Origin of the sequence: Streptomyces violaceusniger Tu 4113 (genome assembly GCF_000147815.2) — a bacterium.
Lineage (GTDB): Bacteria > Actinomycetota > Actinomycetes > Streptomycetales > Streptomycetaceae > Streptomyces > Streptomyces violaceusniger_A.
The window spans coordinates 9,811,481-9,831,172 of the sequence record NC_015957.1; the positions used below are offsets into that span (position 1 = coordinate 9,811,481).

The following is a 19,692-nucleotide window of genomic DNA, read 5'->3' on the forward strand; positions in this document are numbered from 1 at the left end:
CGCTGCCGTCGGCAAGACGAGTGCGATGTCCCCGGAACCCGCGGGCGCCGTACGGGCGCTGACTTACCGCTGCTCAGGCACCTTTCAGACGCATAACGCACCACACCTCCCTAAAGTCCCTGGCGGTCTAGTCGTTCAAAGAGAGTCTTAATGACGCAATATCTACAGGATCCAGCGTTCTGGGCCCTGATCGCTGGCACGCCTCTCGCCGCAACCGCCATTGTTCGCGGGCGAAAGGCGCGGGCGAATCTGCGCCAGGAGAAGGCGGAGCTCGAGAAACGCGCGGCCGACCTCGACAACAATTACGCCGAGGCGGTCCAGGAGGCTCACAACCGCGCCGAGGAGGCCACCAAGAGCGCGCTGAAGTCCGCTATGCGTACGCTTCAGGGCCTCGCCAACGAGCAGCAGTTGGCCATCTCCAAGACACAGGACAAATACGGCGAGCATCAGCTTCTCCAGGACCTTCTGGAGATCGACCACATGAACTCGCAGTTCGGTCGGCGTGCGCAGTCCATCGCGGTGCTGTGTGACGGCTGGCTGGGTCGGCAGCGCGCCGTCGCGTCGGTGTACGACGTGGTCCGCAGCGCCAAGGGCCGCATCCGGCACTACACCCGGGTGGAAATCCGCTCACAGAGCAACTTCGCCCTGGTCAGCCGGGCCGTGGAACCGGTCGCGCTGGCGCTGGCCGAGCTTTTGGACAACGCGACCAGTTACTCCGCGCCCGACTCGCCGATCGACATCACCATCCGCACCGTCCCCAAGGGCGTCTGCGTCATCATCGACGACGCCGGTGTCGGTATGAACGAGGAGGAGAAGAACCGGGCGGACAAGCTGCTCTCGGCCACGCACGCCACCGGTGTAACGGGACTGGGCAATCCGCCGCAGTTCGGTTTCGCGGTGATCGGTGTGCTCGCCGCGCGCTACGGCTTCACGGTGTCCGTCGATTCGGCCTCTCCCTACGGTGGTGTACGCGCGGTCGTGCTTCTCCCCGAGGACCTTCTGACCAATATGCCCGAGCCGGAAGAGCAGCCGACGACCCACGTTCCCGCCGAGGCCGAGCAGCCGCAGCCGCAGCCGAGCGGTTCCGCCATGACCGGTGCCACCGTCAGCGGTTCGACCGTGAGCGGTGCCACTGCCGGGGGCCTGCCCAAACGTCGCCGTAAGGGCTCGATTTCCATCGTCCCCAGAGCGGACTCCACCAGTGCCCCGGCCCGGACGAGCGAGGAATCCGCATCGATCATGGGCGCGTTCCAGCGCGGCACGCAGTCCGGACGCTCAGCAAACCCGAACAGGGAAGGGCATGATCCTCAGTGAACAACGACCTGTCATGGATGCTTGAGAGCGCCCTGGAAGTACCAGGGGCTCGTCATGCGATCCTGGTCTCCGCCGACGGTCTGCTGATGGCCCGTTCTCAAGAGGTCAAAAAGGACGAGGCCGACACCGTCGCCGCGGCGATGAGCGGCATCCAGTCGCTGAGCCGCACCATGGCCGGCTTCTGCGGTGGCTCCCATATGACATGGCGCCAGACCCTGGTCGAGTTCGACGGTGGCTGGGTCTTCCTCATCTCCGCGGGTGAGGGCGCGTATCTGGCGGTCTCCTCCGCCCCGGACGTCGACATGGCCGACATCACCTTCCGGATGCAGCAGCTTGTCGGGCAGCTCGGCAAGGCGCTGTCCACACCACCTCGCGAAAACACCGGAATTCAGGCATGACGGCACCAGGCGAGCAGGAGCCCCAGTCCGCTCAATTAGTGCGACCGTACGTCATCACGAACGGTCGCGGACTTCCGGAGAATGACCAGTTCAACCTGATCACGCTGGTCACCGCGTCCGAACAGAGACCCCCCAGTCAGCTCGACCCGGAGAAGCGCAGCCTCTTGGAGCTGTGCGCGGGTGGTTATCTCTCGGTTGCCGAGATAGCGGGGCATATGGGGCTGCCGATCGGCATTGTGAAGGTCTTGCTGTCCGATCTCTCATCGGACGGATACCTCATCACCCGTGCCCCCGCGCCTCCCGCGCAGCTTGTCGACGTTTCGCTCCTTCAGGAGGTGCTGGATGGGCTCCAGGCCCGTTTCGGATGACGATGTCTATCTGAACGAAGCGGTGCAGATCGCGGCCAAGATCCTCGTCGTGGGGCATTTCGCGGTCGGAAAGACGACGTTCATCGGCACCATGTCCGAGATTCCTCCGCTGCGCACCGAGGAGCGGATGACTCAGGCCGGAGCGCATGTCGATGACCTCATGGGCACCCGAGGCAAGACCACGACCACCGTGGCCATGGACTTCGGCCGGCTCACGCTGAGCGAGAGACTTGTCCTTTATCTCTTCGGCACGCCCGGACAGGAGCGCTTCGTCCAGGTGTGGGAGGACATGACCCGAGGCGCTCTCGGGGCACTGATCCTCGTCGATCCCGAACGCATCAAGGAATCCTTCCCGGTGATCGACCTGGTGGAGCACTACGGACTTCCCTATGCGATTTCCGTCAATCACTTCGACGGCACGCCGGCCCGCCCCGACGCAGAATTGCGCGAGGCGCTCGATCTGCTGCCCGAGACCCCCATCGTCACCTGTGACGCACGTGACGAGAAGTCATCGGCCAATGCCCTGATGGCGCTTGTCCGTTACCTACAGGAACGTACCCGCTAGGAGCACCTGATGAACATGCAATCGGATTTTTCGGCGGTGCCACCACCCGGCTGCCCCGCCCATGGCAGTGGCAAGCGGGTGCCGCTGTACGGGCCGGAGTTCACCGCCGATCCGGGTGCCTATTACACGTATATGCGCTCGTTCGGCGCGACCGCTCCGGTCGAGCTCTCCCCGGGTGTCGAGGCCACGCTGGTCACGGACTACTCGGCAGCCCTTCAGTTGCTGCAGAACCCGGACACCTTCCGGAAGGACTCGCGCCGCTGGCGCGACTACAACGAGGGCAAGGTCACCCGGGACAATCCGGTCGCCCCGCTGCTGGAATACCGGCCGAACTGCATGTTCACCGACGGCGCGGAGCATATGCGGCTGCGTCAGGCGGTGACCGACAGCCTGGCCCGGGTGGATACGCATCGACTGAGCCGCCATGTCGAGCGCGTCGCGGACTATCTGATGGACCAGTTCACCTCCCGCGGCTCGGCCGATCTGCTCAATGACTATGCCAAGCTGCTGCCGCTGTTTGTTTTCAATGAGCTCTTCGGATGCCCGGCGGAAATCGGCGACCGGGTCATCTTCGGTATCTCCGGGATGTTCGACGGCATCAACGCGGAGAAGGCGAACGAGGTCCTCGTCCAAAGCCTCAGCGAACTTGTCGCCCTGAAGCGCAGGCAGCCCGGGGAAGATGTCACCTCCTGGCTTATGCAGCACCATGCCCAGCTCACCGACGAGGAAATGGCTCATCAGCTCGTCCTGCTGCTGGGGTCCGGTGCCGAGCCCCAGCGGAATCTCATCGCCAACGCGCTGCTGCTCCTGCTCTCCGACGAGCGGTACGCGGGAGCCGGGCTGCTGGTCGAGGACGCCCTCGACGATGTGCTGTGGAACAGCCCGCCGATGTCCAACTACGCCCCCCATTACCCGGTTTCCGACGTGGACTTCGCCGGAACCCGGCTGCGGGCGGGCGATCTGGTACTGGTCTCCATCGCGGCGGCGAACACCGACCCCGCGCTGTCCGCCTCCCGGCAGCAGCTCAGCAAGCGGGCGCACCTCGCCTGGAGCGCGGGTCCGCACGCCTGCCCGGCCAAGGACACCGCTCAGCTCATCGGTGTGGTGGCCATCGAAAAACTGCTCAACCAGTTGCCCGATATTGAACTCGCGGTGCCCGAGTCGAGCCTGACTTGGCGCCCCGGTCCGTTCAACCGTGGGCTGACCGCACTGCCTGCCCGATTCACTCCGATACGTACGGACAAACAGCCCGTTGCACAGCAACAGATACCGACGGGCGACCATCGCGGGCACGCCCAGAATAGGCAGGAGAAGGGCGGCTTGTGGAGTTCGTTCCTCTCATGGTGGAGAGCGTGATCCACACCACATCCGGAACCCATTTCATACCGCATGAATGTTCAACTGAACGGGTAGGCACTATCGCGCAAATTTTGTTGGCCCTTTCCTAAGAGGAGCTGTCGTGAGGTCTCCCGCCGCCGACGACACCACTGTCGGTCGACGATCCGCGGTTTCACTCATATCCCGACTGCACCACCCCCGCGGCCAATCGAACACCTACCCTAATTTCGCGGAAGCACACGCGATGGGAGCCGAGATACCCGCCCCACGGGGCGGGTATCTTCTCGTGGGGCATGACCGCCCGATTACCCCGCCGCACAAACCCAAACAGCCGTTCCTCTCGATTCAGCGGGAGGTTCGATGAACGGTTTCCATTCGGGTGAGGCGCTGCTCGGCGACCTCGCCACCAGCCAGCTCACCCGGCTGTGCCAGGTGGCGGGGCTCAGCGAGGCCGATACGGCCGCCTACACCGGGGTACTGATCGAGAGTCTGGGCGCCTCGGCCGGACGGCCGTTGGCGCTGCCACCCCCGTCTCGGACGTTTCTGTCCGACGACCACAGCCCCGTGGAGTTCTCCCTGGCCTTTCTGCCGGGCCAGGCTCCGGACCTGCGGGTCCTGGTGGAACCGGGCTGCTCCCGGGGCGACGACCTCGCGGAGAACGGCCGGGCCGGTCTGCAGGCGATCCACGCCATGGCGGACCGCTGGGGGTTCTCGACCGACCAGCTCGACCGGCTCGAGGACCTGTTCTTCCCCCACTCCCCCGAGGGCCCGCTGGCCCTGTGGTGCGCCCTGGAACTCCGCCCCGGCGGCGTCCCCGGGATCAAGGTCTATCTCAACCCCTCGGCGAACGGCGCCGACCGGGCCGCCGAGACGGTACGCGAGGCGCTGGCCAGGCTGGGCCATCGGCAGGCGTTCGACTCGCTGCCCCGGTCGGACGGCTTCCCGTTCTTCGCCCTGGACCTCGGCGACTGGGACGCCCCGCGGGTGAAGGTCTACCTCAAGCACCCCGGCCTGTCCCCCACCGAGGCGGGCTCCCTCCCCCGGATGTCGCCCGCACCGGGCCCGGAGCGGCTGGAGGAGTTCTTCCGTACCGCGGGGGACCTCCCCGCCGACGACCTCACCGCCGATGAGGACGCCGTCCGGCTCACCGGGCGCCCCGCCCTCACCTGCCACTCCTTCACGGAGACGGCGACCGGGCTGCCCAGCGGATACACCCTCCACGTGCCCGTCCGCGACTACGTCCGGCACGACGGCGAGGCGCGGGAGAGGGCGGTCGCCGTGCTGCGCAGCCATGACATGGACAGTGCAGCACTCGACCGGGCGCTGGCCGCCGTGAGCCCGCGCCCCCTCGGCGACGGGGTCGGCCTGATCGCCTACCTGGCGCTGGTCCATGAGCGCGGCCGGCCGCAGCGGGTGACCGTCTACGTCTCCTCCGAGGCGTACCGGACCCGGCCGCCGCGGGAGACGGTCCCCACCCGCGACCGGGTGCGGGCAGGGCTGTGACATCCGCCGAGACACGGAACAACGAAAAGACAGGAGCAGCGGTCAGCGTGGAGCCGTACAGGATCAAGGTCGTCGAACCGATCCCCTTCACCACCCGGCAGCAGCGCGAAGAGGCGCTGCAGCGGGTGAACTACAACCTCTTCGATCTGCGCGCCGAAGAGGTGACCATCGATCTGCTCACCGACTCGGGCACCGGAGCGCTCTCCGCCGCCCAGCTCGCCGCGGGGATGGCCGGCGACGAGTCCTACTCGGGCTCCCGCTCGTTCTACCGGTTCCACGAGACGGTCACCGAGCTCACCGGTTACGCGCATATCCTCCCCGCCCACCAGGGGCGCGCCGCCGAGCGGGTGCTGTTCACCACCCTGCTGGAGCGCGGCAACCTCGTGCTGTCGAACACCCACTTCGACACCACCCGGGCCAATGTCGAGCTGAACGAGGCCGAGGCGCGCGACCTGCCGTGTCCCGAGGCCAAGAACCTCGACAGCACCGAGCCGTTCAAGGGCAACATCGACCTGGAGGCGCTCGCCCAGACGCTGTCCGGGCCCGACGGCTCCCGGGTCGCCATGGTGGTCATGACCATCACCAACAACGGCGGCGGCGGCCAGCCCGTCTCCATGGACAACCTCAAGCGGACGGCGGCCCTGTGCCGTCAGCACGGCGTCCCGCTCTTCCTGGACGCCGCCCGGTTCGCCGAGAACGCCTGGCTGGTCACCCGCCATGAGGAGGGCTACCGCGACCGCACCCCCCGGCAGGTCGCGGAGGAGGCGTTCCGGCTGGCGGACGGCTGCATGATGAGCGCCAAGAAGGACGGCATCGTCCACATCGGCGGCTTCATCGGCACCAACGACCCGGAGCTCGCCCAGAAGTGCGAGCTGCTCCTCATCGCCACCGAGGGGTTCGCGACCTACGGCGGTCTGGCCGGACGCGACCTCGACATGATGGCGCAGGGGCTGAAAGAGGTGACCGAGCCGAGCTATCTCGCCGAGCGCGCCGAGATCGCCTCCCACCTCGCCCACCGGGTCCGCGACGCGGGCGTGGACATCGTCGAGCCGCCGGGCATGCACGCGCTCTACCTCAACGCCGGGCGGCTGCTGCCGCACCTCCCGCCGCACCAGTACCCCGGCCACGCCCTGGCCTGCCAGCTCTACCTGGAGGGCGGCATCCGCTCGGCCGAGCTGGGCTCGCTCTACCTCGGTGAGGAGGACGAGCACGGGAACCCGATCAAGAGCGCGCCGTACGAGCTGGTCAGGCTCGCCCTGCCGCGCCGGGTCTACACCCGCAGCCACTACGACCACGTGGGCGAGACGCTCGCGAAGATCGCCAAGAACGCGGACCAGGTGTACGGCTTCCGGATCACCGACCAGTCGCCGATCCTGCGCCACTTCCGCGCCACGCTGGTGCCGGTGCCCATCACGGGCTGACCGCGCCGCACGATCAGGGGCACGGACAAGGGCCCGGCACCGGACACCACCGGTGCCGGGCCCCCGTCATGCGCCCGTATCGCGCGCCCGCGTCATGCGCCTACGGCGCGATGGGCGGCCCGTACCCCGGTGCCCCGTGGCCGGGCTCGCGCCTCAGCCGTTGCCGAACGAGCCGCTGCCGCCCTCGGTCCAGGTCGGCCGGCCCTCGGCGCCGCCCTTGCCGGAGTCCCGCGTCCCCGAGCCGCCCAGCTCGGACGGGAACCGGCGGCCACGGTCCCGTGCCAGCTCATCGGGCTCGCGGTGCTGGGTGACATAGCCGACGCCGGCGTCGTCGTCCTGATGCCCCGGGCCATGGCCCGCCGCCCGCGCCTCGTGGTCGGCCTCCTGGGCCTTCTGCCAGGCGCCGGCGCGGGGCTGCGGCTGCTGGGGCGGGACCGGTTCACGGGCCCGTAGCCGTATCCCCCACCACACGGCCCCGAAGCACAGGATGACGACCACCAGACCGACGATGAACGGCCCGGTCCCGATCAACAGGTCCCGGGGCACGGCGAGATCCTCGGTGTACGTATCCATGGCGGCCGGGTACCCGGACCCGCCCGGATATCACTCCGGCCCCACGGGCGTCACACCCCGCCCGCGTCACCGCGCCGCGTCACCCGCCCCGCACCCGCGCCCCGGATCACCGACGCCGCGTCACCGCGCCCCGGATCACCGCGCCGCGTCACCGCCCCGCGGAGCCCTCCGCCGCCCGTATCGCGTCGCGGTAGGCACGGGCCGCCGCGCGCAGCGCCGCCTCCGGGTCCACGCCGTCCGCCTCGGCGCGCACCGCGAGCGCCAGCAGCTCATAGCCGACGCCCGCCCCGTCCGGCAGGGCCACGTCGAGGGCGGCCATACGGGCGCGGAAGGCCAGCTTGGCGGTCAGCGCGAGCGCGGGCTGACCGAGTGGCACCCCTTCGGTGACCGAATCGCGTTGCTTCTCGGCCGCCTTGGTCCGCAGCCAGTGCCGCCTGACATCCTCGGCGGTCTCGGCGGCCTCGTCGCCGAAGACATGCGGATGGCGGTGGATCAGCTTGTCCACGATGCCGCCCGCCACATCGTCGATCGAGAACGGGTCCTCGGGGTCGTCCTGGGCGATCCGGGCGTGGAAGACGACCTGCAGCAGCACGTCGCCGAGCTCCTCCAGCAGCGCCTCGCGGTCGCCCTCCTCGATGGCCTCGACGAGTTCGTACGCCTCCTCGATGCCGTACTTCACCAGCTCCTCGTTGGTCCGGGTGCCGCTCCACGGGCACTCGGCGCGGATCCGGTCCATGACCTGCACCAGATCGAGCAGCCGCGCGCCCGGCAGATCGTAGGAACCGGGCAGCAGCTCCAGGTCCGGCATCGCCTCACGGCCGGATCCGGCCAGCCGCGCCAGCCCGTCGGTCAGCTCGGACTCGCCCTCGGCGGAGGTGAGCACGACGGCCGTGCGGCCGCCCCCCGCCACGCAGTAGTCGACCAGCTCGCGCGCGGCCGGTGAGCCCGGCTCCACCTCGACGCCCGCCTCCCGCAGATACGGGAGCTGCGGATGGTCGGGATCGCCGGAGAGCACCCGGTCCGCGCCGTGCAGCGCCTGCCAGGCCGGCCAGGACAGCAGCCCCGGCGCCACCCGGTGGGTGGTGGTGAGGAGGACGATACGGCCGGTGGGGGCGGCATCGGCGGGGACGGGCGAGTCGGCTGCGGTCACCCTTGCAACGTAACTTACGCCTGCTCCGGGGTGCCGCCGGAGGTGCGCAGCCATGCCTCCCTGGCGAGGACTGCGGTGCCCTGGGTGTTGTCCCACTTCCCGTAGCGGGGGTTCACCTTGATGTCGAGCGCCTTGGAGGTCCGGGCGAACACCTGGTTGACCTTGGAGGTGCCCAGCTTGCGCAGCAGGGCGTTGCGCGTGAGGTCCATCCGGACGGCCTCGTCGATCCCGCCGGGCGCGATGCCCTGCTGCAGATACAGGGCCCGCAGGGCGGTGGCCCCGCCGCTCTGCCCCTCGGCGGCGGAGCGGGCGCGCTGGATCTCGCGGCGGGTGAGGCTGATCCCGTTGTCCTTACCGGCCCGCTCGATCACCCGGAACTGGATCATCCGGATCAGCGTGTCCTGGTTCAGCCGGCCGCTGCCCGCGACCATCTGAGCCGCCCTCGGATCATGACGCTGCGCCTCCTGGACGGCCTTGACCTGCCCCTGGAGCTCGGACACGGTGATCCGGCCGCCGTCCATGACCGCCGCGGCGCCGGGCCGCGGGGCCTCGCCGCACGCGGTGAGCAGCGGGGCGGAGAGGAGGAGCGCGGACGCGGCGGAGACGGAGAGCGCAGTATGGCGGCGGATCATTGAGCCTCCCGGCAGAGATCGTGCGGCGCGACAAACGATCTGGCGTTGATCGATGGTATGGAGTCGGCGCGGCCTAGGCCACTGCTTGGACAACGATTCACCGCGGTCTTGGTCAGCCTCCGGCCGTCATCGGCCGGCGCGGGCCCAGGGCCCTGTCGTTTGGATCAGGCCGGGCTCGCGGGGTCTGGCACGCGCATCTGCGGCGTTGCCGTCACTCGCCGACGCTCGCGTCGACTCCCTCCTCCGCCTTGCAACCGCACGCTCCCCCAGCTACCGCTGGGTGGTACCCCCTGACCCCGCTCCCTGATCCGGCCTGATCCAAACGACAGACCCTAGCGGCCGCCGGAGCGCGCGGGCAGTTCGGCCGTGGGGCAGCCGCCCAACACCCGCTTCATCGCGCCCTTCTCGGCCTCGGTCACCCACAGCCCGTACGCCTTCTTCACGGCCACCTGATGCGCCACATAGGCACAGCGGTACGCCTTGTTGGGCGGCAGCCAGGTCGCCGCGTCGCCGTCTCCCTTACGGCGGTTGGCGGACGCGTCCACGGCGATCAGATTGAGCGGATCGTTGGCGAACGCCAGGCGCTTGTCCCGGTCCCACTTCTGGGCGCCCTTCTGCCAGGCGTCCGACAGCGCGACCACATGGTCGATGTCCACCTTGCTGCGGCCCCGGACGAACCGCACATCGCGGCCGGTGTACGGATCGTCGGTGAGCGTGCCCGAGGCGACCAGGCAGTGGCCGTCGCGGAACCTCACGTCCTTCAGGTCCCGCTTGAGGATGTCGTCGCGGGTCCCGCAGCCGTTGTCGTCGGTGTCCACCCACGAGCTGCCGAACTCGCTCCGCTCATAACCCGTCTTCGGCGCACGCCCTTTGACTGTGAGCGAGGACACAGCCGCGAGGGCCGATCCGGACGCCGCGGGCCCGCTCGAAACGCCCCCGCCCTTGCCGCCACCCTTGCCGCCACCCTGGTCACCGTCCTGGTCACCGGCCTTGCAGCCGCCGACCGCCAACAGCGCGGCCAGCACCGCCACAGAACTCCGCATCGGTATGCGAAACCGTCCCTGCAACCTTCCCGCCCCCTTCGCGTATCTTTTCGCACAGACCGCCCACACGATAAGGACCCTGGATGGACACGGCCGCAACCGCTCCGCCCGGCACCGGCGCCGAGAGCGCCACCGCCGTCACCACGGGGCGTACCCGGCTCGTGGTGAGAGCGGGTTTACTGCGGCATCCGCGGGCCGATCCGTACTGGCTGGCCCTCGCCCTCTTCGCCGCCTTCACGGCGCTGTCGGTCTGCCGCTTCCGCCGCATGGCCACCATGTCCTGGGACCTGGGCATCTTCGAGCAGGCGATACGGGCATACGCGCACTTCCAGGCCCCCATAGCCGATCTCAAGGGCCCCGGCGCCAATATCCTCGGCGACCACTTCAGCCCCATCACGGCGCTGCTCGGCCCCGTCTACCGGCTCTTCCCCGGCCCCGTCACGCTGCTGGTCGCGCAGGCGGCGCTGTTCGCCGTCTCCGCCGTCCCCGTCACCCGGGTCGCCGCCCGGCTGCTGGGGCGCGGCCGGGGGCTCGCGATCGGCATCGCCTACGGGGTCTCCTGGGGCGTCCAGCGCGCCGTGGACTTCGACTTCCACGAGATATGTTTCGCCGTTCCGCTCATCGCCTTCTCCCTGGAGGCGGTGATCCGCAAGCGCTGGTATCCGGCGATGCTGTGGGCCGCCCCGCTGGTCTTCGTCAAGGAGGACATGGGCGCCACCGTGGCCGCGATCGGCGCGGTCGTGTGGATCCGCGCCCGGCGCGACCCCGAGCGCGGCCCCCGCGCCGTCCCGCTCGCCGTCGCGCTGATGGGCTTCGGCGTCATCGTCTCGGCGCTCGCGCTCGGCGTCGTCATCCCCGGCTTCAACGGCGGGGGCTCGTACGACTACTGGGACAAGGTCGGCAACGGCGGTGAGCAGACCGGCACGATCCCCTTCGGCACCGCGCTGCGCACCCTGCTGTGGATCCTGCTGCCGACCACCGGTCTGCTGGCGCTGCGCTCCCCGCTGCTGCTGGCCGCCGTGCCCACCCTCGGCTGGCGCTTCCTCTCCCACGACGACCACTACTGGGGCACCGACTGGCACTACAGCGCGGTGCTGATGCCGGTCGTCCTGCTGGCCCTGGTGGACGCCCTGGACCGCACCCGCGCCACCCAGCGGCCCTGGCTGGCCTCGTACGCCCGCCAACTGCCCGCCGCGGTGTGCGGCGCGGCCCTGGCGCTGTCGTCCTCCATGCCGCTGTACGGCCTCACCCAGGGCGCCACCTACGACAAGCCGCCGGAGGCCGGCGCGGTGGAGCGGCTGCTGGACCGGATCCCGGACGGGGCGACGGTGGAGGCCAACGTCGGGCCCATAAGCCGGCTCACCAGCCGCTGCCGGGTGCTGTGGGTCGGCGCCACCGAGGACATACAGCCGGACTACATAGCCCTGCAGGAGCCGCCGGAGCGCACCGTGCGGCAGGTGGTCGACTACGCGGGGCAACTCCACCCGGACACGCGGTACACGCCCATCGGCTCGACCTCGGGCTACTTCGTCCTCAAGCGGGGCTGAGGTCCTGGGCCGGGACCGAGCGGGGGTCCGCGCCGGTTCGGCCCGCGGCTCAGCTCATGGGCTTGGCTCAGCTCATGGGCTTCGGCGCGATGAGGGCGAACGGCGCCCCCTGCGGATCCTTCACCAGGGACATCCGGCCCGCGACCATGTCGTACGGCGGGCGGAGGACCGTGCCGCCCTCCGCGGACACCTTGGCCGCGGAGCGGTCGGCGTCCTCGACGGCGAAGTAGACCAGCCAGTGCGGGGGCACCTCCGCCGGCATTCCCTCCCGCAGCGGCTGGAGACCGCCGACCGTGCGGCCGTCGACGGAGAGCGCGAAGTAGCCCTCGGCGCCCTCCATCGGGGTCGACTCCAGGCCCAGCGCCTCCGCGTAGAAGGCCGAAGCCACCTCCCGGTCGGTGGTGTTGAGCTCGTTCCAGATCAGCGTGCCCGGTTCGTTGACGAGACCGGCGCCGGAGAAGCCGAGCGGCTGCCAGACGCCGAAGACGGCCCCCAGCGGGTCGGCCGCCACCAGCATCCGTCCGAGGTCCATCACGTCCATGACCGGCAGCAGCACGGTGCCGCCGGCCCGGCTGATGGCCTCCGAGGTGGCCTGGGCGTCGGCGGAGCAGAAGTAGGTGGTCCACACCGCCGGCGGCGGGCCCTCCCCGGTCATCGACTGCGCGGACATGACCCCCGCGACGGGCTTGCCCTTCAGGGTGCACATCGCATAGCCCCCGGCCTCCGGAGGGCCGACCTCCGCCTCCCAGCCGAACAGCCCGGAGTAGAAGTCCAGGGCGGCCCGTTGGTCGGGGATCATCAGATCGATCCAGCAGGGCGTTCCGGGCTGATAAGACGTGACTTCGGGCATGGGGCCGCCTCCGTATCGCCACCTCCGGCCGGGCATGGCCGGATGGGATGGCCCCCTTCGGCTCATTCTCCTCCGGCCGGGGCGGCACGCCACTCGACGGGGACCGCTACCGCGCGCACCGGTCCGTGACCGGCCGTGCACACGGCTTTCCGGCCGTTCCCGGGTCTGCCGCGAAACCGCCGGGCGGCGGCCGACCCGAAGGCCGACCGCCGCCCGGCGGTGGTGAGCAGAGGGTGTGTCAGGCGCCGCCGACGGCGCTTCCGGACACCCACTGGCTCCAGTCCATGTTCCATCCGTTGAGGCCGTTGTCCGGCTGGACGGTCTTGTCCTTGGAGTTCTTCACGATGACGACGTCGCCGACCTGGGAGTTGTCGTAGAACCAGGCGCCGTCCGTGTTGGGGTCGCCCGCTCCCTTGGTGTCCGACAGGCCGACACAGCCGTGGCTGGTGTTGGCGCTGCCGAAGATGGACTTGGCGCCCCAGTAGTTGCCGTGGATGAAGGTGCCCGAGGTGGACAGCCGCATCGCGTGGGGCACGTCCTTGATGTCGTACTCGCCCTTGCCGTCGTCGTCCGTGAAGCCGACCGTCGCACCGTTCATCCGGGTCTCCTTGAACTTCTCGGAGATCACCATCTGACCGTTGTAGGTCGTGTTGTCGGGGCTGCCGGCCGAGATCTTGATGGTCTTCAGCAGCTTGCCGTCGCGGACGACCTTCATCTCCTTGGACTCGGCGTCCACCGTGGAGACCTGCGAGTGGCCGATCTTGAAGTTGACGGTCTTCTCCTGGACGCCCTTGACACCGGGCGCCGCCTCGACGCCGTCCAGGTGCAGCTTCAGGGTGACGGTCGAGTCGGCCTTCCAGTAGTCCTTCGGGCGCAGGTCGAGCCGGTTCCCGTCGAACCAGTGGCCGACCACCTGCTGGCCGCTGCTGGAGGTGACCTTGATGTGGGACTCGACGTCCTTCTTGTTGGTCACCGCCTTGTCGAACCGGATCGACACCGGCATGCCCACGCCGACCGTGGAGCCGTCCTCCGGCGTGAAGTTGCCGATGAAGCTGTTGGCGGGCGAGACGGTGGTGAAGGACGAGTTCTCGGTCGCCTTACGGCCCTTGGAGTCCTCGGCGGACGCGACGATCTTGTACTGGGTGGCCCGCTCAAGCTGCCCGCTCGGCTTCCAGGACGTCTTGTCGGGAGATATGGTCCCGGCCACGGTGTTGCCGGTCGCCGCGGACGTCATGGTGACGGAGTTGAGCTTGCCCCCGCTGACCGTGACCTTGGTGTCACTGTTGATGCCCGCGTTCGTCGCACCGGCCTTCGGCGTGATCTTGATGTGGGCGTCCGACGCGTCCTTGGCCGCTGCCTCGTCGACCTGCGACTGCGACTTGTTCCCGTCGTTCTTGGCGTCGTCGCCGCCGCCGTCCCCGCCGCCGCACGCGGCGAGAGTGAGTACGCCGCCGAGCACGGCGGCCGCGGCCACCAGCCCCTTACGGCGCTTGCCGTCCGTCATCACACGCTTCTCCATTTGACCTGGATCTTGACCTGGACCCCAGAAACCCCGGACCTGCCTGAAAAGAACGCCTGCACCTTTTGGCCGGTTCCACGCACAGTAAAACTGTGCGCAAGGCCACTTAGCAAAGACACCGGACAAGCCTAAGACCCGCCGGCACCCGGACCCGTACGGCTCAGCCGTCTTCGCCCCGTATTCGCCGCCCTGAGCCCCCTCGGTGCCGCCCTGAGCCGCCATGTGCGCCGTCCTGGGGGCCGCCGCCCGGCTCAGCCGTCCTGGTCACCCTCGTCGTCCCAGTCGTCCTCGTCCAGCTCGGCGAAGACCCCGGACCACTCGGCGGCGCCAGGATCGTAGTCGATGTGCTCGCTGCTCCAGGACGCCTGGGCCAGTTCGACCCCCGGCACCTCCTCCACCATCTCGAACGGATGGACCAGATACGCCAGCGCCTCGGCCTCGTCCGACTCCACCATGCGGCGCGCGTGTCCTCGCTCCTCCGCGGCCTCATCGCCGTCGATCCGCTCGTACGTCGCGCGCCGCAGCCCGTCCGGATCGGTGATCTCCACCACGAGCTCCACACGAAGCCGGACAAACCTGGATGTCTCGGTACTCGTCATGCGACGGAGGTTAGGGGTCCTACCCGTCTCGCTTCCGCACGACCCGCAGTTGTCACTACGATCGGCGCACGGGGTCAATTTGCCGCAGCCTCAAGGAGGATGCCGTTGTCCGCACGCCGACCGCTGCTGACGGCCGCCGCTGCCGGTTCACTGCTGTGCGCCCTGTGGTTCGTCCCGTCCGCCAACGCCACGGTGGAGGACCCCGGGTCGTCGTCGGCGCCCTCGCAGACCTCGCCCGGATCGCCCGGATCGGGGCCCAGGACCGAGGCCGTGCCCGACGGGGATCTGGCCGACACCGGCAGCGTGGACGTCACCCCGTACCTCTTCGGCGGCACGGCCTTTCTGGGCCTGGGCGTCGCGATGGTGACAGCCTCCGTGCGGCGGACCCGCCCGGAGGCGTACTGACACCGCGGACGCGGCGCGTTCGGCCCGGGCGGACCGCTCAATCCAGGCGGCCCGTCACCGACTCCACGGCCTCGATCAGCTTTCCGGATCGTACGAACGCGTCCGCCGCCGCCAAGTCGGGCGCCAGATAGCGGTCCCCGCCCGGCCCCTCGACGCCCGCCCGGCGCACCGCCGCCAGCACCGCCCGGCTCGCGGGCGCGGGCTCCAGCCCCTCGCGCAGCTCGACGCCGCGGGTGGCGGCGACCAGCTCGACGGCCAGGACGCGGGCCAGGTTGTCCACCGCCGTACGCAGCTTGCGCGCCGCCGACCAGCCCATCGAGACATGGTCCTCCTGCATCGCGGAGGACGGGATGGAGTCGACCGAGGCGGGCACCGCGAGCCGTTTCATCTCGCTGACCAGCGCCGCCTGGGTGTACTGGGCGATCATCAGCCCGGAGTCCACGCCCGGGTCGCCGGCCAGGAAGGGCGGCAGGCCGTGGGAGCGGTTCTTGTCCAGCAGCCGGTCGGTGCGGCGCTCGGCGATCGAGGCGAGGTCGGCCGCCGCGATGGCGAGGAAGTCCAGGACATACGCCACGGGGGCGCCGTGGAAGTTGCCGTTGGACTCCACCCGCCCGTCCGGCAGGACGACGGGGTTGTCCACAGCGGAGGCCAGCTCGCGGTCGGCGACCAGCCGGGCGTGCGCGAGGGTGTCCCGGCCGGCGCCCGCGACCTGCGGGGCGCAGCGGATCGAGTACGCGTCCTGGACGCGCGGCGCGTCGTCCTGGTGGTGCCCGGTGAGCCCCGAACCCTCCAGCACCCGCAGCATGTTGGCGGCGCTGGCGGCCTGCCCCGGGTGGGGGCGGATGGCGTGGAGCTCGGGCGCGAGGACGCGGTCGGTGCCGAGCAGCGCCTCCAGCGAGAGGGCGGCGGTCACATCGGCGACGGTGAACAGCCGGGCGAGATCGGCACAGGCCATGATCAGCATGCCGAGCATCCCGTCGGTGCCGTTGAGCAGCGCGAGCCCCTCCTTCTCGCGGAGCTCGACCGGCTCGATGCCGTGCTCGGCCAGCAGCTCGGCGGCCGGTCGCACCGCCCCGTCGGGGCCCTCGGCCTCGCCCTCGCCCATCAGGGTCAGCGCGCAGTGGGACAGCGGGGCGAGGTCCCCGGAGCAGCCCAGCGAGCCGTATTCGTGCACCACGGGGGTGATCCCGGCGTTGAGGATCGCGGCCATCGTGCCGACCACGACGGGCCGGACGCCGGTACGGCCGGACGCGAGCGTCTTCAGCCGCAGGAACATCAGCGCCCGCACCACCTCGCGCTCGACCGGCGCGCCCATGCCTGCGGCGTGCGAACGGACGATGTTGCGCTGCAACTGGGCGCGGAGCTCGGGGCTGATGTGGCGGACGGCGAGCGCGCCGAAGCCGGTGGAGACGCCGTAGACGGGCTCGGGCTTGGCGGCGAGATCGTCGATCACCTGCCGTGAGGCCGAGACGGCGTCGAGTGCCGCCTCGGAGACCTCGATGCGCGCGGCGCCGCGGGCCACGGCGATGACATCGTCGGCGGTCGTTCCGGACGTCCCCACGACCACAGAGTGCATATCCATATTCAGGAACCCTAGAGAGTGAATCGCCCCCTGTCACCCCGCTGAACCTTCCCCCACCCCGCCCCTCCCCGAACCGGGGCTCCGGCCCAGCCCACCGGGGCCCCACCCCGGACCCCGCTCCTCAATCGCCGGAGGGGCTGGAGATCGGGGCTCCGCCCGAGGCCCCGGGGGGAGGGAGTGTGGGGCGGGAGCCCCGCCAGGGCCCGGAGGCGCAGCCCTGCCGGGTCCGAGGGCGCAGCCCCCGCGCCCTGGGGACATAGCTCACAGGCCCCCGGGGCGCGGGGCGGAGCCCACCCGGGCTCGGGGCCGTAGCCCGCCGACCCGGGGCGCAGCCTCCCCCTCGGGATCCGAGGGCTGCGTCCCGCTGGGGCCCGGGGCGGAGCCCGATCTTCCAGCCCCTCCGGCGATTGAGGAGCGGGGCACAGGGCGGGGCCCCGGTTCGGGAAGGGGCGGGGTGGGGAACGAAACGCGTCTCGCCCCCACGCCGGGGTCCGGGGCGGAGCCCCATCGGGGCCCGGGGCGGAGCCCCGGGGCGGGGTGGGGGACGGGGTGGGGGACGGGGTGCGTCGTGCGCCCTAGCGGCGGCCCCGGAAGCGGCGTCGCTCCGGCGGGTGGGCAGCAGACGTGTCGGCCAGCCGAATCACCGAGTCCTCCGTACCCCCGTCCCGCCCCGCCACCACCGGCTTGGGCGAGCGCGCCGCCTTGGCCCGATACTGCGCCGCGTCCGCCAGACGGAAGAGGCGGCGGGCCGACGGCACCGGCCCAATCGGATCGCCCGTGGAGGCGATCCCGCAGGCGACCCCCTCGCCCATCTCCAGCTCGGCGGCCCGACGGCACAGCTCATCCGCCACCCGCACCACCTCGTCCGCCGACGGTCCGACCCCCAGCAGACAGAACTCATCGCCGCCCAGCCGGGCCACCAGCGCCCCGGGCAGCATCGCGCCGCAGAGCGAGAGCAATGAGCCAAATCGTTCCAGCAGGCGATCTCCGACCGCATGGCCAAGCGTGTCGTTGACCCGCTTGAGGCCGTTGAGATCGCAGACCACCAGGCTCACCACGGTGCCGTCCGTGTGGTACGCCTCCAGCGCCTCGTCCAGCCGTATGTCCACCGCGCGGCGGTTGCCGAGGCCGGTCAGCGGGTCGGTGAAGGCAAGGCGGCGGGCCTCCTCCAGGCGCTCGGTCTGGGCCAGCCCGGCGGCGGTCACCGAGGCCAGTACGGTCGCGAAGTCGGCGTCGTCGCGGTCGAAGACGGGACGTCCGGCCGCCCGGGCCACATACAGCTCACCCCACGCCCGCCCGTGCAGCACGATCGGGGCCACCACACAGCTCCCCCGGCCCCGCCGCCGCAGGGCGGCCACCCTCCCCCAGCTACCGCTGGCAGGCGGCGCCCCCTGACGGCCGGGCGGGGCCGCGCCGGGGCGTACGCCGTCGGCGGTCTCGACCCATGCGTGCGGCTCCCCGCCCGCGGCCCAGTGCTCATGCAGGAACTCGGCGATCTCCGGGAAGTCGTGCACCGGATACGACTCGTCCTCCGGCATCGGCTCCTCGCCCGGCATCAGCTCGCCCACGTTGACCAGCACCCGCAGCCGCCCCCGCGCACGCTCCCACACCGAGATCGCCGCGAAGCCGCCGTCGAGGGCGCGGCGGGCCGCCTCGGCCGCCGCGCCCACCGACTCCTGCGAGGTGTGCGCCGCCGCCATCTCCTGGGCGAGCCCCACGACGGCCCGCAATCGTCCATCGACCCCGACGGGCCGTCCGCCGATCTCCCCGTTGTCCGTCACGACGGCCTCGCATTCCTCACGGCCATGCATCGTTCGCTCTGCTCTCCAGCGTAAGAACGTCGGGAACAATCCGCTGCGGGCCGTTCACCCCGGGTATCCGAGCGAACGGTCACCCCCGGTGACCGCGCGCTCCCCGGGCCGGGGCCACTCCCCGGATCCGGTCAGCTTCCCCGGTCCGGGATCCCTACTCCCCCGGCCCTCCACTCCCCCGGCCCACTACCCCCCCGGCCCCCGACCAGTCCGGCGGACGGCCGACCCGCTCCTCACTCCCCCGGCCAGTTCGGCGACCGCTTCTCGTTGAACGCGGCGACCCCCTCCGCACGGTCCCCGGAGAAGGCCACCGTCCGCCATGCCGCGTCCTCGACCTCCAGACCGGCCCGCAGATCCAGCCCCTGCCCCAGCCGCAGCGCCTTCTTGGCGGCCCGCACGCCCACCGGGGAGTTGGCGGCGATGCCCCGGGCCAGTTCCAGCGCCTCGGCCCGGTCCTCGCCCTCCGCCGCCAACCGGTCCACCAGGCCCAGTCGATGGGCCTCCGCGGCGGCCACCCGGCGCGCGGAGAAGATCAGCTCGGCGGCGCGTGCGGCGCCCACCCGGCGCGGCAGCAACTGGGTGCCGCCGCCGCCCGGGATCACCCCGACCGACACCTCCGGCAGCCCCACCACGGCGGTGGGGTCGGCGACGATCACGTCACAGGACAGGGCCAGCTCGAAGCCGCCGCCCAGCGCATAGCCGTGCACCGCGGCGATGGCGGGCATCGGCAGCTCCAGCACCCCGGTGTAGGCGGCGCGGGAGACCGGCCGGTGCCGCAGCATCTCGGCGTCGGAGAGCGAGTTGCGCTCCTTGAGGTCCGCGCCCACACAGAAGGCCCGCTCATGGGTCGAGGTCAGCACGACGGCCCGGACGTCACGGTCCTCGGACAGTGCCGCACAGGCCGCCGTGATGCAGCGCGCCATCTCGGAGGAGACGGCGTTCATGGCCTTGGGCCGGTCCAGCACCAGCTCGGCCACGAAGCCGTCCTTACGGACCGCGACCCACTCCCCGTACCGCTGCTCACTCATCACACACTCTCCCGGTTAACGACCGTGAACCCAATGCGGCGATCAT

General features: G+C 70.5%; 19 protein-coding genes. 9 read left to right on the forward strand and 10 right to left on the reverse strand.

Annotated elements, in window-relative coordinates:
- Nucleotides 1-150 precede the first annotated feature (150 nt).
- The 7 genes from STRVI_RS40065 to STRVI_RS40095 all read left to right on the forward strand — a co-directional run bounded on the left by STRVI_RS40065 (nt 151) and on the right by STRVI_RS40095 (nt 6,907).
- A complete protein-coding gene (locus tag STRVI_RS40065; RefSeq protein ID WP_014061270.1) occupies nt 151-1,314 on the forward strand; it encodes a sensor histidine kinase in 1,164 nt (387 codons plus the stop codon).
- A complete protein-coding gene (locus tag STRVI_RS40070; protein WP_014061271.1) occupies nt 1,311-1,712 on the forward strand; it encodes a roadblock/LC7 domain-containing protein in 402 nt (133 codons plus the stop codon). Before STRVI_RS40065 ends, STRVI_RS40070 begins: the two co-directional genes overlap by 4 nt.
- A complete protein-coding gene (locus tag STRVI_RS40075) occupies nt 1,709-2,080 on the forward strand; it encodes a DUF742 domain-containing protein (protein WP_014061272.1) in 372 nt (123 codons plus the stop codon). Before STRVI_RS40070 ends, STRVI_RS40075 begins: the two co-directional genes overlap by 4 nt.
- Complete coding sequence (locus tag STRVI_RS40080) at nt 2,055-2,645, forward strand: GTP-binding protein (RefSeq protein WP_014061273.1); 591 nt, start codon at nt 2,055-2,057, stop codon at nt 2,643-2,645. Before STRVI_RS40075 ends, STRVI_RS40080 begins: the two co-directional genes overlap by 26 nt.
- A gap of 9 nt (nt 2,646-2,654) precedes the next feature.
- The gene (locus STRVI_RS40085; protein WP_014061274.1) at nt 2,655-4,001 is read left to right on the forward strand and encodes a cytochrome P450; all 1,347 of its coding nucleotides are present in this window, start codon (nt 2,655-2,657) and stop codon (nt 3,999-4,001) included.
- Nucleotides 4,002-4,343: 342 nt separating this feature from the next.
- Entirely contained in the window at nt 4,344-5,486 is a 1,143-nt protein-coding gene (locus STRVI_RS40090; protein WP_014061275.1) for a tryptophan dimethylallyltransferase family protein, read from the forward strand.
- Nucleotides 5,487-5,533: 47 nt separating this feature from the next.
- Nucleotides 5,534-6,907, forward strand: a complete 1,374-nt coding sequence (locus STRVI_RS40095; RefSeq protein ID WP_014061276.1) for a tryptophanase — start codon at nt 5,534-5,536, stop codon at nt 6,905-6,907.
- Nucleotides 6,908-7,060: 153 nt separating this feature from the next.
- On the opposite strand, the gene STRVI_RS40100 is transcribed toward STRVI_RS40095, so the two are convergent.
- The 4 genes from STRVI_RS40100 to STRVI_RS40115 form a co-directional block, all read right to left on the reverse strand.
- Nucleotides 7,061-7,480 carry a DUF6479 family protein gene (locus STRVI_RS40100; RefSeq protein ID WP_014061277.1) on the reverse strand — a complete coding sequence of 140 codons (420 nt, stop codon included), beginning with the start codon at nt 7,478-7,480 and terminating at the stop codon, nt 7,061-7,063.
- 148 nt (nt 7,481-7,628) lie between these two features.
- The gene (locus STRVI_RS40105; protein ID WP_014061278.1) at nt 7,629-8,684 is read right to left on the reverse strand and encodes a nucleoside triphosphate pyrophosphohydrolase; all 1,056 of its coding nucleotides are present in this window, start codon (nt 8,682-8,684) and stop codon (nt 7,629-7,631) included.
- Entirely contained in the window at nt 8,645-9,262 is a 618-nt protein-coding gene (locus STRVI_RS40110) for a SurA N-terminal domain-containing protein (RefSeq protein ID WP_014061279.1), read from the reverse strand. Before STRVI_RS40110 ends, STRVI_RS40105 begins: the two co-directional genes overlap by 40 nt.
- A gap of 332 nt (nt 9,263-9,594) precedes the next feature.
- Nucleotides 9,595-10,305 (reverse strand): HNH endonuclease family protein, encoded by a 711-nt coding sequence (locus tag STRVI_RS40115; protein WP_043237306.1) that lies wholly within the window; start codon nt 10,303-10,305, stop codon nt 9,595-9,597.
- Between the two features lie 83 nt (nt 10,306-10,388).
- On the opposite strand from STRVI_RS40115, the gene STRVI_RS40120 reads away from it, so the two are divergent.
- Complete coding sequence (locus tag STRVI_RS40120; RefSeq protein WP_014061281.1) at nt 10,389-11,852, forward strand: DUF2079 domain-containing protein; 1,464 nt, start codon at nt 10,389-10,391, stop codon at nt 11,850-11,852.
- A gap of 67 nt (nt 11,853-11,919) precedes the next feature.
- Here the strand turns inward: STRVI_RS40120 and STRVI_RS40125 are convergent, their stop codons facing one another.
- The 3 genes from STRVI_RS40125 to STRVI_RS40135 all read right to left on the reverse strand — a co-directional run bounded on the left by STRVI_RS40125 (nt 11,920) and on the right by STRVI_RS40135 (nt 14,820).
- A complete protein-coding gene (locus tag STRVI_RS40125; protein ID WP_014061282.1) occupies nt 11,920-12,702 on the reverse strand; it encodes a VOC family protein in 783 nt (260 codons plus the stop codon).
- Between the two features lie 238 nt (nt 12,703-12,940).
- Nucleotides 12,941-14,221, reverse strand: coding sequence for a L,D-transpeptidase (locus STRVI_RS40130; RefSeq protein WP_043237309.1), 1,281 nt, complete (start codon nt 14,219-14,221; stop codon nt 12,941-12,943).
- Nucleotides 14,222-14,472: 251 nt separating this feature from the next.
- Entirely contained in the window at nt 14,473-14,820 is a 348-nt protein-coding gene (locus tag STRVI_RS40135) for a hypothetical protein (RefSeq protein WP_050993849.1), read from the reverse strand.
- 99 nt (nt 14,821-14,919) lie between these two features.
- Here STRVI_RS40135 and STRVI_RS40140 point away from each other — a divergent pair, with 99 nt between their 5' ends.
- Nucleotides 14,920-15,225 (forward strand): hypothetical protein, encoded by a 306-nt coding sequence (locus STRVI_RS40140; RefSeq protein ID WP_043237313.1) that lies wholly within the window; start codon nt 14,920-14,922, stop codon nt 15,223-15,225.
- Nucleotides 15,226-15,262: 37 nt separating this feature from the next.
- On the opposite strand, the gene hutH is transcribed toward STRVI_RS40140, so the two are convergent.
- The 3 genes from hutH to STRVI_RS40155 form a co-directional block, all read right to left on the reverse strand.
- A complete protein-coding gene (gene hutH, locus STRVI_RS40145) occupies nt 15,263-16,807 on the reverse strand; it encodes a histidine ammonia-lyase (RefSeq protein WP_014061286.1) in 1,545 nt (514 codons plus the stop codon).
- Between the two features lie 575 nt (nt 16,808-17,382).
- Entirely contained in the window at nt 17,383-18,507 is a 1,125-nt protein-coding gene (locus tag STRVI_RS40150; protein ID WP_106686020.1) for a GGDEF domain-containing protein, read from the reverse strand.
- A 344-nt stretch (nt 18,508-18,851) separates the two neighbouring features.
- Nucleotides 18,852-19,646: an enoyl-CoA hydratase/isomerase family protein gene (locus tag STRVI_RS40155; RefSeq protein ID WP_014061288.1), complete on the reverse strand. Its 795-nt coding sequence runs from the start codon at nt 19,644-19,646 to the stop codon at nt 18,852-18,854.
- Nucleotides 19,647-19,692 lie beyond the last annotated feature (46 nt).

Coding starts and splice junctions, on each gene's coding strand:
- STRVI_RS40065 (WP_014061270.1), top strand. CDS start 151: ATGACGCAATATCTACAGGATCCAGCGTTCTGGGCCCTGATCGCTGGC.
- STRVI_RS40075 (WP_014061272.1), top strand. CDS start 1,709: ATGACGGCACCAGGCGAGCAGGAGCCCCAGTCCGCTCAATTAGTGCGA.
- STRVI_RS40080 (WP_014061273.1), top strand. CDS start 2,055: ATGGGCTCCAGGCCCGTTTCGGATGACGATGTCTATCTGAACGAAGCG.
- STRVI_RS40085 (WP_014061274.1), top strand. CDS start 2,655: ATGAACATGCAATCGGATTTTTCGGCGGTGCCACCACCCGGCTGCCCC.
- STRVI_RS40090 (WP_014061275.1), top strand. CDS start 4,344: ATGAACGGTTTCCATTCGGGTGAGGCGCTGCTCGGCGACCTCGCCACC.
- STRVI_RS40100 (WP_014061277.1), bottom strand. CDS start 7,480: ATGGATACGTACACCGAGGATCTCGCCGTGCCCCGGGACCTGTTGATC.
- STRVI_RS40105 (WP_014061278.1), bottom strand. CDS start 8,684: ATGGCTGCGCACCTCCGGCGGCACCCCGGAGCAGGCGTAAGTTACGTT.
- STRVI_RS40110 (WP_014061279.1), bottom strand. CDS start 9,262: ATGATCCGCCGCCATACTGCGCTCTCCGTCTCCGCCGCGTCCGCGCTC.
- STRVI_RS40115 (WP_043237306.1), bottom strand. CDS start 10,305: ATGCGGAGTTCTGTGGCGGTGCTGGCCGCGCTGTTGGCGGTCGGCGGC.
- STRVI_RS40120 (WP_014061281.1), top strand. CDS start 10,389: ATGGACACGGCCGCAACCGCTCCGCCCGGCACCGGCGCCGAGAGCGCC.
- STRVI_RS40125 (WP_014061282.1), bottom strand. CDS start 12,702: ATGCCCGAAGTCACGTCTTATCAGCCCGGAACGCCCTGCTGGATCGAT.
- STRVI_RS40130 (WP_043237309.1), bottom strand. CDS start 14,221: ATGGAGAAGCGTGTGATGACGGACGGCAAGCGCCGTAAGGGGCTGGTG.
- STRVI_RS40135 (WP_050993849.1), bottom strand. CDS start 14,820: ATGACGAGTACCGAGACATCCAGGTTTGTCCGGCTTCGTGTGGAGCTC.
- STRVI_RS40140 (WP_043237313.1), top strand. CDS start 14,920: ATGCCGTTGTCCGCACGCCGACCGCTGCTGACGGCCGCCGCTGCCGGT.
- hutH (WP_014061286.1), bottom strand. CDS start 16,807: ATGGATATGCACTCTGTGGTCGTGGGGACGTCCGGAACGACCGCCGAC.
- STRVI_RS40150 (WP_106686020.1), bottom strand. CDS start 18,507: ATGGCGGCGGCGCACACCTCGCAGGAGTCGGTGGGCGCGGCGGCCGAG.
- STRVI_RS40155 (WP_014061288.1), bottom strand. CDS start 19,646: ATGAGTGAGCAGCGGTACGGGGAGTGGGTCGCGGTCCGTAAGGACGGC.